The organism is Halobacteriovorax sp. YZS-3-1, from assembly GCF_047084945.1.
Taxonomy (GTDB): domain Bacteria; phylum Bdellovibrionota; class Bacteriovoracia; order Bacteriovoracales; family Bacteriovoracaceae; genus Halobacteriovorax_A; species Halobacteriovorax_A vibrionivorans.
On sequence record NZ_JBKIYI010000001.1, the window covers coordinates 847,775 to 860,798 of the forward strand.

The 13,024-nt window shown below is 38.0% G+C and carries 13 protein-coding genes; 11 read left to right on the forward strand and 2 right to left on the reverse strand.

Features of this window, described 5'->3' with window-relative positions:
• Positions 1-70: 70 nt before the first annotated feature.
• Positions 71-892: a purine-nucleoside phosphorylase gene (locus ACMAZI_RS04050; RefSeq protein ID WP_114705478.1), complete on the reverse strand. Its 822-nt coding sequence runs from the start codon at positions 890-892 to the stop codon at positions 71-73.
• Positions 892-2,211, reverse strand: coding sequence for a thymidine phosphorylase (locus ACMAZI_RS04055; protein ID WP_120405304.1), 1,320 nt, complete (start codon positions 2,209-2,211; stop codon positions 892-894). Before ACMAZI_RS04055 ends, ACMAZI_RS04050 begins: the two co-directional genes overlap by 1 nt.
• A gap of 167 nt (positions 2,212-2,378) precedes the next feature.
• Between ACMAZI_RS04055 and ACMAZI_RS04060 the strand changes: the two genes are divergently transcribed.
• The 11 genes from ACMAZI_RS04060 (at position 2,379) to ACMAZI_RS04110 (ending at position 13,005) form a co-directional block, all read left to right on the forward strand.
• Positions 2,379-2,771, forward strand: a complete 393-nt coding sequence (locus ACMAZI_RS04060; protein ID WP_162929679.1) for a hypothetical protein — start codon at positions 2,379-2,381, stop codon at positions 2,769-2,771.
• A 38-nt stretch (positions 2,772-2,809) separates the two neighbouring features.
• On the forward strand, positions 2,810-4,024 hold the full coding sequence (locus ACMAZI_RS04065) for a NupC/NupG family nucleoside CNT transporter (RefSeq protein ID WP_114705475.1): 1,215 nt from the start codon (positions 2,810-2,812) through the stop codon (positions 4,022-4,024).
• Between the two features lie 181 nt (positions 4,025-4,205).
• Positions 4,206-5,777: an Rne/Rng family ribonuclease gene (locus ACMAZI_RS04070; protein WP_114705474.1), complete on the forward strand. Its 1,572-nt coding sequence runs from the start codon at positions 4,206-4,208 to the stop codon at positions 5,775-5,777.
• A gap of 47 nt (positions 5,778-5,824) precedes the next feature.
• Positions 5,825-6,439, forward strand: a complete 615-nt coding sequence (locus tag ACMAZI_RS04075; RefSeq protein WP_412473725.1) for an LON peptidase substrate-binding domain-containing protein — start codon at positions 5,825-5,827, stop codon at positions 6,437-6,439.
• A gap of 321 nt (positions 6,440-6,760) precedes the next feature.
• Positions 6,761-7,372, forward strand: a complete 612-nt coding sequence (gene rpsR, locus ACMAZI_RS04080) for a 30S ribosomal protein S18 (protein ID WP_158536740.1) — start codon at positions 6,761-6,763, stop codon at positions 7,370-7,372.
• Positions 7,373-7,425: 53 nt separating this feature from the next.
• Positions 7,426-8,436: a DUF2232 domain-containing protein gene (locus ACMAZI_RS04085; RefSeq protein WP_114705472.1), complete on the forward strand. Its 1,011-nt coding sequence runs from the start codon at positions 7,426-7,428 to the stop codon at positions 8,434-8,436.
• 1 nt (position 8,437) lies between these two features.
• Complete coding sequence (rplI, locus tag ACMAZI_RS04090) at positions 8,438-9,052, forward strand: 50S ribosomal protein L9 (protein ID WP_158536739.1); 615 nt, start codon at positions 8,438-8,440, stop codon at positions 9,050-9,052.
• Between the two features lie 108 nt (positions 9,053-9,160).
• Positions 9,161-10,507, forward strand: coding sequence for a replicative DNA helicase (dnaB, locus tag ACMAZI_RS04095; protein ID WP_158536738.1), 1,347 nt, complete (start codon positions 9,161-9,163; stop codon positions 10,505-10,507).
• Entirely contained in the window at positions 10,500-11,636 is a 1,137-nt protein-coding gene (locus ACMAZI_RS04100) for a chorismate-binding protein (protein ID WP_412473724.1), read from the forward strand. The genes dnaB and ACMAZI_RS04100 overlap by 8 nt, the downstream gene beginning before the upstream one ends.
• A 134-nt stretch (positions 11,637-11,770) precedes the next feature.
• On the forward strand, positions 11,771-12,001 hold the full coding sequence (locus ACMAZI_RS04105) for a hypothetical protein (protein WP_114705468.1): 231 nt from the start codon (positions 11,771-11,773) through the stop codon (positions 11,999-12,001).
• A 230-nt stretch (positions 12,002-12,231) separates the two neighbouring features.
• Positions 12,232-13,005 carry a motility protein A gene (locus tag ACMAZI_RS04110; RefSeq protein ID WP_412473723.1) on the forward strand — a complete coding sequence of 258 codons (774 nt, stop codon included), beginning with the start codon at positions 12,232-12,234 and terminating at the stop codon, positions 13,003-13,005.
• The last annotated feature ends 19 nt before the right edge of the window (positions 13,006-13,024 follow it).

A 13,024-nucleotide genomic window follows, 5' to 3' on the forward strand; every position in this document is an offset into this window, starting at 1 on the left:
AGTATTCACTCGTGGTTAGATATTGTATTTATTATAACAAAGTTCTCTCTACCGAGGTAGAGAGAAATTATTAAATTTGGGCTATTGTTTCTTTTAGTAATTCTAGGAACTTTTCCATCACACGTGCTGCTTCATGCTTAATATCATCGTGATTAAGTACAGTATTTTCAATCCCTGCCGCCATATTTGTCACACAAGAGATACCTAGGACATTTAATCCCATATGATTTGCAGCGATACATTCTTGAACTGTGGACATTCCAACGAGATCTCCACCAAGTCCACGATACATGCGAATTTCGGCAGGTGTTTCATAAGTTGGTCCAAGTACACCAACATAAACACCTTCTTTCAGGTCATATGAAATTGCCTTTGCTGAAGCTAAGGCCACTTCTCGAAGAGCAGGTGACCATGCATAAGTCATATCTGGAAAACGAGTTCCAAGCTCTTCTATATTTTCACCGACAAGACAATTCTCGCCAGTCATATTTAAATGATCAGTGATAAGAACAAGAGATCCTGATCCATAATCAAGATTAATTCCACCTGCTGCATTTGTAATAATAAGATTCTTTACACCAAGTGTTTTTAAAACACGTACTGGAAAAACAACTTCATCAAGAGAGTGTCCTTCATAGCGGTGAATTCGTCCTTGCATAACTGCAACAACTTTTCCTGAAAGTTCACCAAGTACTAATTGTCCTTTGTGTCCTTTTACTTTTGTCTTTTTAAAACCTGGAATTTCCTCGTAAGGAAGCTCGACTTTATTTTCTAAAAGATCCGCAAATCCTCCAAGACCAGAACCTAGTACAACTCCTATCTCTGGTGTCTTATCAAATTTGCTCGCAATATAGTCTTTTGATTCTTCAAGTCTTTTAAGTAAATCACTCATTAGATTTCCTTCGTCTCAAAAATTAACTTAGTTGGCTTTGGCTTAGCAGTAGTGATTTTAATATCTTTTTTAAGATCAGCTAAAATACCATCAACTTGTTTTTTCTGATTCTTATTATGATAAATCACAACAAGCTCATCACCCTTAGCAACTTGCTCACCAACTTTCTTATTTAATACAAAACCAACACCAAAATCGACTTTATCACTTGCTTTAGCACGTCCACCACCAAGACTTACACAGTGAAGTCCCATCTGCTTACATGCGATAGCTGAGATATAACCTTTCTTAGGTGCTTTAAAAACTGTCTTATGTTTTGCAACAGGTAGGCGAGAGTAGTCATCACAAACTTTTTCATCTCCACCTTGAACTTTTATAAGATTCTTGAAAACTTTAAGTGCTTTTCCGTTATCAATAACTGCACGTGCTTTCTTTTCACCTTCTTTAATTGATTCTGCTTTTCCTGCAATATAAACCATGGCACCAGCAAGCTTAACACTTAGGTCCGTTAAATCTTTTGGCCCATTTCCTTTAAGAGTTTCAATTGATTCAATAATCTCAAGTGAGTTACCAATATATTGACCAAGTGGTTGGTTCATATCACTAATCATTGTAACCATACGCTTATCAAAACGCTTTGCTGTATCTCTTAAACTCTTTGCTAGAGCTTTTGCATCTTTAAGATCGCTCATGAATGCACCATCACCAGTTTTGATATCCATAACAATACCGTTGGCACCTTCAGCAAGTTTCTTACTCATAATAGAAGCTGTAATTAAAGGAATTGATTCAACTGTTCCCGTTACATCTCTTAGTCCGTAGATAATCTTATCAGCTGGAGCGATATCTTTTGTTTGTCCAATCAGAACAATCTTTTCTTTATTAAGTTGCTTCTTAAATTGCTCTAGAGTCAGTGATGTTTTAAATCCTTTAATTGATTCTACTTTATCAACTGTCCCACCTGTGTGACCTAGTCCTCGCCCGGCCATCATTGGAACTTTTACACCACATGCTGCAGCGATTGGCCCAAGAATAAAAGAGGCCTTATCACCAACACCACCTGTTGAGTGTTTGTCGATCACGTTCACACCTTTAAACTTGAGTGTTTTTCCAGAGTAGAGCATGGCATCTGTTAGTGCCGCTGTTTCTTTTACATTCATCCCGTTTAGGTAGATGGCCATAAGAAGTGCAGACATTTGATAGTCAGCGACGTCGCCATTAGTGATTCCATTAATGAACCATTTTATTTCTTCGTCTGTTAATCTCTTCCCATCTCTTTTTTTCGAAATGATCTGATATGCGTTGAAGTTTTGTGACATAGTATTCCTTTAATTTATTTTCAATTTCCATAATTTGGCGCGCATTTATTGCATCAAATTACTTCTGCGTATAGAATAGTAAAAGAGTCATTATAGTGGCGGCCTTTAGAGGTGGCAATGATGAAACTTAATGCGCTTTGCGCCAACGTTTTAGGATTTACATGTTCATGAAAAAATTAATTATAATATGTTTAACGCTTTGTTTTTCATTTTCTTCAATTGCTCAAACTGATTTCAAAGAAGAGGGGATTAGAGATCTAACAACAGTTGCTGGTCTCGGTCTTGGTGGAGCAATTCTAGGTCTATCAACACTTTCATTTGTTGAAGAGCCTAGTGACCATTTAAAGAATATTCTTGTTGGTGCTTCAGTTGGGATTGTCATTGGAGTTGGTGTTGTTGCTTATAATCAAGCTCAGAAATCTCAAGCAACAATTCAGCAAACAAGTATTAAGAATTTCGACACAAAGAGTCGTTTGAATTGGCATGCTACTAATACAGCTAAAGATATCAAGAAATTTAATAGTGTAAATCCGAAAGTGGGATGGACATTTAATTTTTAATCAATCTATAATGGCCCTGAATTGACATCGGGGACACAATGGAAAGACTTATCTCAGCACTTGGGCTAGTGGTTATGCTAGCAATCGCTTTTGCCTTATCGACTAATCGCAAAAAAGTTAATTGGCGACTTGTTATATCAGGTGTGCTTCTCCAGGTTTTCTTTGGACTAATCATTTTAAAAACATCTGTTGGGCAAAACTTCTTTGAAGGTGCGCGTGGATTTTTTACGGCCATTTTAAATTATACTAATGAAGGCTCTAACTTTATTTTTGGGCCATTAACAAATGTACCAAAACTAGGTTTCATTTTCTTTGTTATGGTTCTTCCAACCATTATTTTCATGTCATCATTAATGAGTGTTTTCTACCATTTAGGAATAATGCAAATCATTATCAAAGCTTTTGCAAAAGTAATGTCAGTGGTTATGGGAACTTCTGGTGCAGAGTCTCTAGCAGCAGCTGCAAATATTTTTGCTGGCCAAACTGAAGCACCGCTTGTGGTTAAGCCACTTGTTTCGAAAATGACGCAATCAGAATTAATGGCCCTGATGACTGGTGGGATGGCCACGGTTGCAGGAGGGGTTTTAGCCTCATATGTTGGATTTGGAATTGATGCTGCTCACTTACTGTCTGCATCTGTAATGTCAGCTCCAGCAGCACTTGTTTGTGCCAAGCTCATGATTCCAGAGACTGAAGAGTCTCTCACACAAGGTGATTTAAAATTAGAATTAAAAGATAATAGTGTTAATTTAATCGATGCTGCTGCCAACGGTGCAAGTGAAGGTGTAAAGCTTGCTATTAATGTTGGTGCAATGTTGATTGCCATTATCGCTCTTGTAGCAATGCTTAATGGTGCCATTGGTTATGTAACCGGTTTATTTGGAGCAGAAGGAATTACTCTTGAGCTCATTATGGGGAAATTATTTGCTCCATTTGCTTGGTTATTAGGAGTTGAGTGGAAGGATGCAGAAATTGTTGGAATGCTTCTTGGTAAAAAACTCGTACTAAATGAGTTTGTGGCCTATCTTGATCTAAAGGACAATATGGGTAACTTATCAGAGCGCTCAATTACTATTGCAACTTATGCTCTTTGCGGTTTTGCTAATTTCTCTTCAATCGGAATTCAAATCGGTGGAATTGGTGGTATTGCTGAAAATCGTAAGCAAGACCTAGCAAAACTAGGGGTTAAGTCTCTAATTGCTGGAACACTAGCATGTTTCATGACTGCTTGTGTGGCAGGTATCTTTATCTAAAATTCTAATTTTACAAAAAACTGATTAGTTGAGTAGGTTAACGCGGAATATTATATCTTCTAGCGTAAAACCTTGCTCACACGTACAATTATTAGTAGGTTAAAGTCTTGGCTTGAGCTGTGCTCGCCGGTTTACCTCGCGCGTTATCGAAAGAACGATATAAAGTTTAAAAGGAATATATATGTCTAAAGATTTGATTATTAACAAAACAGTTAACGAATGGCGTGCTGTTTTGATGGAAAATGGAGAGATTCTCGATTTTCTAATGGAGAGAGTCAAAGCAGACTCTAATCCTCATCCAAGGCTAGGGAATATCTACCGAGGAAAAGTTTTAAGAGTTCTTCCTGGAATGCAGTCTGCATTCGTTGATATTGGTTACGAAAAAGCAGCATTCCTCTACGTTGATGACGCATACTTACCAACTCTTGATGAACAAAGAGAGATGGCCAAGAAAGCGGAAGAGATTCGTAAGGAAAAGAAAGAGCGAAGCCTTGTGATCCCTGATGAGCTAGCAACACTTTCGGAAGAAGTTGATATGCGTATGCGTCCAGAGACGGCAACGATTGAATCATTCTTAAAAGAAGGGGATGAGATCATTGTTCAGGTTGCAAAGGAGCCAATTTCGACAAAGGGGCCACGAGTTACTCGTCATGTCACAATTCCAGGACGCTATGTGGTTTACATGCCATTTATTGAGCACACTGGTGTTTCTCGTCGTATTGAAAATGAAGAAGAGCGTGATCGTTTAAAAGAGATGCTTGAGACAATCCGTCCAGAGGGAAAAGGTGTCATTGCGCGAACAGTAGCAGAGGGGAGTTCATATAAAACTCTTAAAACTGACTACGATATGTTGACTAAGATTTGGAAAGAAGTTCAAAAGAAGTCAGAAAAAGAAAAAGCTCCAGCTCTTTGTTATGAAGACTTAACTTTTATTCAGAGAGTTTTACGAGATATAACTGATGAAGATGTTGATAATATTATTATCGATGACAAAGATGGTGTTAAGGAAGTTGAGAAATTTGCTACTAAGTATCTGCCACAGATTAAAGGTAAGGCAAAATTCTTTGATGAGACTAATCCAATCTTTGAAAAGTTTGGTGTAGGAATTGAGATAGAAAGGGGACTAAGTAATAAAGTTTACCTTCGCTCGGGTGGATCACTTAATATTGATCAAACTGAAGCACTTGTTTCAATTGATGTTAACACTGGTAAATTTGTTGGGCGCAAGAACTTAGAGGAGACGATTCTAAGAACAAATCTTGAGGCCGTAAAAGAAATTGCTTATCAGCTAAGGCTTAGAAATTGCGGTGGGATTATCATTATCGATTTTATCGATATGGAAAAAATTGAAAATCGTGAAACCGTTTATAACACCCTTGTTGAGGCATTAAAGAAAGATCGATCAAAGACAAAGGTCTTACCTATTTCTGAACTTGGACTCGTTGAAATGACGAGAAAGAGAACTCGCGATACCCTGACTCGTATTATGTGTGAGCCATGCCCGTATTGTGAAGGAAATGGAATTGTTAAGACAGTACATACTGTTTGTTACGAGATTGTTCGCGAACTTAAAAAGAAAATTCGTAACAATCCACAGCAGAAGAAGATTTCAATCTACGCTCATCCTGAGGTTACAGCTTCTCTTTGTAGTGAAGAGCTGGATATCATAGAGACGATTGAAGAAGTGTTTAGCGTAACGCTACAGATTCGCTCAGAGAACTCGTATCACGTTGAACAATACGAGATTTTCTAAAATAGCCGGGTTGCTTCGAATCCTGGCTGTACGATAGGGAACTTTATATGAGAGCATTTCTATTCCCATTACATAAAGTTTCGTATCAGGCAATTCTGAGAAAACCCCTCAATATATTTGAACCCCGCTATATTCGCATGATTCATGATGCTGAAATGGAAGGGGTTCCGGTTGCTCTGACATATGCTAATCTCGGCCAGCATGTTTCAGCTGATCACGGAAGTATTCCTATAGAGCATGAAAAGTATGGAAGTGTGCGAAGAATTACTGGCCTTGGCCGTGTGCAGATTCTTCAAAAGTCGAAAGATGGCAGTATGCTCGTTGTTCTTGAGCCATTTGCAAAAGGTGAAATCATTAGTGTCTACAACGAGGATGCTCCATATAATACAATCGAAGTGGAAAATATTCCTGAGTTTTTAACAGTGATGCCAGAGCATATGATTTCATTGCAAAAACTGCAGCTCGTATTTCGTGAATGGGCCAAGTCGTTTTTTAAAAATCAGGCCGAGTATGATGCTCTTATGCACGCGGCGGAAGATCCGATTGTTCTTGTTGGGGCCATCACTGAATTTGTTATAACTTCCCCTGATTTGAAGCAGGGCATCCTCGAAATCGATGACATCAATGCCAAAATCGATGTTCTTCTTGAATGGATGAACTGAGGTACGCGACACCTTTATGCAATTTCAGTCCCTTAACTCCATTAAGTTCATGTATTTGTAATTATTCACCACTTATTTTCATGCTTTTTGCATTAGTCAGCCAGTTTATCCCTCTCAGTTCTTCCTAACATATTGAAAATATATAAAGGAGCGAGCGGAGTATCGATCTAAGTTACTAGAATTGCATAAAGGTGTCGCGTACCTTTCCTTGCTTTACACTAAGCCAACTTACTGGTAGATTAGCACCACATTTGACCGTTAATTTTACTCGCTTCCCTGTGGTAGGGAAGCCAATAACAACTATTGTCCAGGAGATAAAGTATGATTTATGAGTTAGCATTAGTAGCTCACGCAAGCGCTACTGAAGAGCAACAAACTAAACTTAAAAATTTAGTTGCTGAAGTTGCAAAATCTTATGATGGTGATGTTCACCTTACTGATGATTGGGGAATGAGAACTTTTGCTCAAACTGCCAAGAACGGTGCGAAACAAGGTAACTACATCTATTTCATCGTTTCAGGAAACAAAGACCTTAACACTGAACTTCAAAGACGTTTCAGAATTAACGAGCACGTACACAAGTACCTAATCGTTAAACTTGACGAAGCAGATGCTGAAACAGCTGTTAAAAACTACAAGACTCCATTCTCAAAAGCTCACCCAGGTTCACAAACTGATGAACTAGATAAAGGTGCAGAAAAAGATAAGAGAAGATTTGCTAAGAGAAAGCACTGCTGGTTCAAAGCAAATAGCATCACTGCAGATTGGAAAGATCCAAAGACTTATAACTGGCTTGTTAACGAGTTTGGTAAGATTCAACCAGCAAGAGTAACTGGTGTTTCTACTAAGCACCACAGATGGGCCCAAAGTGCTATTAAAAGAGCAAGAAACATTGGTCTAGTATCTCACGTTAGAGGTGACTTCGCTCACTAAGATGTGATTGAAGATTTAATGTAATTAAGGAAATAGTGGAAATTAAGTATTAAATGAAAGAAGAAAAGCCAAATACATTCACACCAATCTCAAAAGAGAACTTCACTATTGGGAAGCTTATCTTCTTGTGCGTGGTTTGTTTGATATTGAGCACAGCAGGTCCGCTTGCAATCTTCGCTCCACTTCCTGCTGCATTCGCATTCTTGCTATACGGGAACTTAAAGACTTTTGTAACTTTTGGTTCAGTAATTATTCTCTCATTAATTGCGGCGCAATTTGGAGAAGGACTCATAATTCTGGCGAATTCAGCTTATGTTGTTTTCTATGCTGTGATTATTGGATTCCTAAGTGCTTCAACAATTCTTCGCAATGAAAATCCTGTTACAGGGTTATTAAGAAGAGGATTTTTACTATTAATTGTAATCTTTAGTTTAATTGGGATGGTTGAATTAATTTTTCCATCGACATTTTCTCAAGCGATTACAACAACTGTTACAGAAAATATTGATCAATTAAAGAGTGCTCCTGACTATGAAGACTTCATTGCTCGTGGCGGGGAGATGGCAATAGCTTACCAAGACCTTATGGAGCATCCAGAGAAAATCATCAAGATGATTTATCAATGGTTCTTTTCAGTGGTTTTTGTTGGTACATTCTTTATCCTTTGGTTAACAAGTTTCATGTTACTAAGAAATGCAAAAATGTGGAAAATGCTACATGGGCATGAGTATAGCTTAAAAGACTTTGTGAAATTCCAAGTACCAGAGTTCTTTTCATATATTTTGATTGCTGGTTTAGCATTATTTCTAGGCGGGGAATACTTAGGAGGAGAAGTTGTTGAGGTTGTAGGCCTTAACATTTTAATGTGCTTAGGCGTATTTTACTTCTTTCAAGGAATGGGGGTTTACCTCGATTTCCTAAAATACATCAAGGTAACAGGTTTTGTTCGCTCAATTCTTGCTATCATGACTATTTTCTTTGCCCATCGCTTTATTGCGATTGTTGGACTCATCGATGGATGGGCCAACTTTAGAAGATTTTTTAAAAAAAATAAGGAGCTATAAAATGAAAGTTATTCTTAAAGAAACTGTAAAGTCTCTTGGTAACGTTGGTGAGATCGTTAACGTATCTGCTGGTTATGCAAGAAACTTCCTAATCCCAAATGGTGCTGCAGTTCTTGCTGATGAGTCAAACACAGCACAGGTTAAGCACTACGAAAAACTACTTGCTAAAAAAGTAGAAGAAAACAAAGGTGAAGCAAAGAAAGTTGCTTCAGCTATCGACGGTCTAAATATTGATCTTGTAAAAAGAGTTGGAACTAACGGTAAACTATTTGGTTCTGTTACAACTAACGATCTTGCACAAGAACTTGAAAAGCTTGGTCACACTGTAGAAAGAAGACACCTTCTTCTAGAGAAGCCAATCCGTTCAGTTGGTAAATTTGATGTTAAAGCTACTATCTTCTCTGGAATTGAAGCTGCTTTTACAGTAACTGTAAAAATGGATCCAAAGCAAGAAGAAGAGAACAAGAAAAAAGCTGAAGAACTAGCTGCTGCTAAAGCTGCTAAAGAAGCTCTTGCAAAAGAACAAGCTGAAAACGGTACTGACGGTGAAGAAAAAGCTGAAATGACTGAAGATGAAAAGCTTAAAATGGAAGCTAATAAAATTCTTAGAAGCTAATTTTTCTAAATATTAAGAGGGGGGCTTAAAGCCTCCCTTTTTCTTTCTATTACTTAATCATATTACGGGGCAGATATGGTTGACTTATCCAACGGCAACAATACAAACATGAAAAAGGGAATTACACTTCCTAATGATACTTTATCTGAAAAGTCGCTACTTTCTTGTCTAATTTTAGACAGTCAGTCTTTTGATGAAATCTCAGACTTAAAACTTGAAGGAAAAGATTTCTACGATCCAAAGTATGGAATTGTATTTGATGCTATTAAAGATATGGTCTATTCAAATAGTCCAGTTGATTACGTAACAATTTGTTCACATCTTTCAGGGCATAATCGTCTTGAGGAGATTGGGGGACAAGGATTTATCCTCGATATTACAGAAGATCAGGTTTCAAGTGTAAACCTACGTCACTATGCAAAGACGGTTCGCGATAAGGCATCTCTAAGAGAGCTTGTTCGTCAGGCCCGTAAAGTTGCAGATAAGGGTGCAACCTTTTCTGGAAATGCGCAGGATTTCATTCAAGAAGTTGAAGCAACTTTCTTTGGTCTTACAAATGAGGCCAAGCAAGGAAGTATGGTTAAGCTTAATGAATGTCTAAAAGAGAATATTAAAGAGATTGAGGATACTTCACGTAAAGCGGGTGAGATTCAAGGTGTACCTACTGGTTACCCTGCACTTGATAAGCTTTTACTTGGTATGCAAGCTGGTCAGCTAATTATCCTTGCTGCCCGTCCTGCCATGGGGAAGACGGCCCTCGCTCTTAACGTTGCTCAAAATACATGTGAAATCTCAAAGCTTCCTGTTGCTCTATTCTCACTGGAGATGATGGCAAAAGAACTTTCAATGAGACTTCTAACTCAAAGAGCTAAAGTTGATTCTAAGAGAATTCGTACAAAAGATTTCTTAGAAACAGATCTAAGAAGAATTGGGCAGGGGATTAAGCAACTTGCTGAACTTCCAATTTATATCAACGATAATGCTGGTACAAACCTACTTGATATTCAGTCTGCCTGTCGTAAGATTAAGGCATCTGAAGGTCTAGGTCTGGTTGTTATCGACTACCTTCAGCTAATGAGTTCACATAATAAGGCCCTACCTCGTGAGCAGCAGATTTCAGAAATCTCAAGGGGCCTAAAGAATATGGCCAAAGAACTTGAGTGTCCTGTAATCGCATTATCACAGCTTAACCGTGGTGTTGAGGCAAGACCAAATAAGCGACCTATGACATCCGATCTTCGTGAATCTGGTTCAATTGAGCAGGATGCCGATATCGTTATGTTCGTTTACCGTGATGAGTACTACAACCCTGATACTAAAGATCAAGGGATCGCAGAAGTAATTGTTGGTAAAAACCGTGGTGGTGAAGTCGGAACAGCGAAGCTAACTTTCGTTGGTGCTCATACTAGTTTTGAGAACATTGCATATGGTGCTGAAGACCAACCAGGTGGATAAGAGCTACGCTCTCTTTAAAACAGAATTAGGCTTCTTAAAACTTGAGAAGCCTGTCCAATATTTTCAAGTTACAAATAAATCCATTACGAATGTATTAACAAATGAAGTTCAAAAGTTTGATACCCAAGCATTTGATGAATTGTTTAATAAAAAGTGGCAAGTTCAAATCCTAGAATATGAATTAGGACATCTCTTTCAGTGGGATGATTTATTAACACAAGAAGAGGTTAATCTTGCTACATTCATAAACTTTGAATCAACTAGTGAGCTCACCACTATTGAAGATGATGCTCTCAGTGGTGCAAGGATTACTTGTGAAAGCTTTCGTGATGAATATCGTAATAAGTTTAAGGCAACTTATGAAAACCTCTTAGATGGCAATTGCTATCAGTTAAACCTTACTCGCATAATTCCATTAGAAGTTAATGATATTTCTTTATTAGAAAAGTCATTTCGATATGAATCAATCTTTTCAAGTCTGGGAGAGTTTGCACATTTAATAAACCTGCCGCTACAAGATCGACTTATTCTAAGTAATTCACCAGAGTGCCTTTTTGAGTATGATTTTATTGAAAAGAAAATCGTAACAAGGCCTATTAAGGGAACAATTAAAAAAGAGTTGGGACGTGATTCTTTAATTGGTGATGTAAAGAATGAAAGTGAGCTCAATATTATTACGGATCTTTTACGCCACGACCTTTCTGGCATTGGTGAGAATTTCTCAGTTGTCGAATCATTGCGTGAATTCTTTGAAGTACCAGGCTTAATTCATCAATACTCAAGAATAAGCGTGAAAGAAGATCATTTAAATATTCCAAAAGTACTCAAGGCCATCTTTCCTGGTGGTAGCATCACCGGTGCCCCAAAGAAGAGAGTCTTAAAGTTAATTAAAGAAATCGAAGCGCAAAAGCGTGGGCTATATACGGGTTCTACCGTTTTGGCCGTTGATAAGATAGCTAAGGCATCGATTAATATACGCTCTTTAGATGTAATTAAGTCCACTGGTGCGGCCCGTTACGGAAGTGGGGGTGGTATTACACTACTTAGTGAAGAAGTCAGTGAATTCGATGAGTTACTGGCAAAAACTAATAGTTTTCTTAAGGTTTTCTTTAAAGATGTAAATTTCTAATAAAATCTTACAATCAAATTGATAGTTTTGACATTCATCTTTGACGCTAGATATGATTTTTTTGTGACAAAGTGAAGCAAAGGATTGCTTTGCCAAGGAATAGGTTAAAAAACTTGTCACTGGAGAGGGAGTCAATGGAAATGGCAAACAAAGACAACACAACAAATATCGATAATACTCACAACAAGGAAGTTATGGTGCAATTAAAAGATTTAGTTGAAGCATCAGGCGTACCAACAGATTTCATTAAGAAAGAGTTGATGGTTGATGACACCGTTTCAATGGATGAATTGAGAGCAAAGATGCTAAAGTTTTTAGACGCGACTTTTGAAGAAAATGGCGTCGATACTACTCGATTAAACTAGTCAGTTAAAATTTTGGAAACATAGGACTTGTTTCTCAATAATCTCCTTTTGCCCTTTAAGTATTGCTTAAAGGGCATTTTGTTTATTTAACCCCCAAAATTCAATAAAGCGTTCAGCGGTATTTTTTTCCAAACATAGCAATTTAAAGAACTTACTAATTTTTTGTTAAGGTCAGCGTTCTTATTTCCGATACTTAGATTGATAAAGGAATATTTTCACAGGAATGTTGTATGGATATAGCATCAGTTATTGGTTTAGTTTTAGCGGTTGGTGGGATCTTGGGATCCATCATGTCGGGGGGAGCGATTTCGATCTTCATCGACGTGCCATCGATCTTAGTTGTTTTCCTCGGACTTGTTGGGGTTACACTCTATCGCTGGCCAATGGAAGTTATTAAAGGCCTTGTCTCAATTGCCATGAAGTCTTTCTTCTTTACTGCAGTTGATCCTAAAGAAAAGATTAATAAGATTAAAGAACTAGCAGAACTAGCTCGTCGTGAGTCGGTTTTCGCTCTTGAGAAAGCGGAAATTGATGATCCTTTTATGAAGAAGGCCATGACACTAGCAGCAGATAATAGACCACCTGAAGTTATTGCATCAATTCTACAAATGGATATCGACTCAATGGAGTCTCGTCACAAAACAGGTTCAGATGTTTTTGGTGGGGTTGCTGCTGACGGTCCGGCCATGGGAATGATCGGGACCCTAATCGGTCTGGTACAAATGCTTCAGAACCTTTCAGATCCGTCGGCCATTGGTCCGGCCATGGCCGTTGCCCTTTTGACAACGTTCTATGGTGCCATCATTGCCAACGTTTTTGCAAACCCGGTTAAGAATAAGATTGAATATCGTTCTCAATTAGAACTTATGTCTATGAGTATTGTTATTGCGGGAACGCTAGGGATTGTAGCGGGTGAGAACCCACGTATGATTATTGAAAAATTAAATTCATTCCTACCTCCAAGTGAGAGATCATCTGACGATGACGGCGGTGGTGAAGAATAAAATAGGTATTTGAGGATTA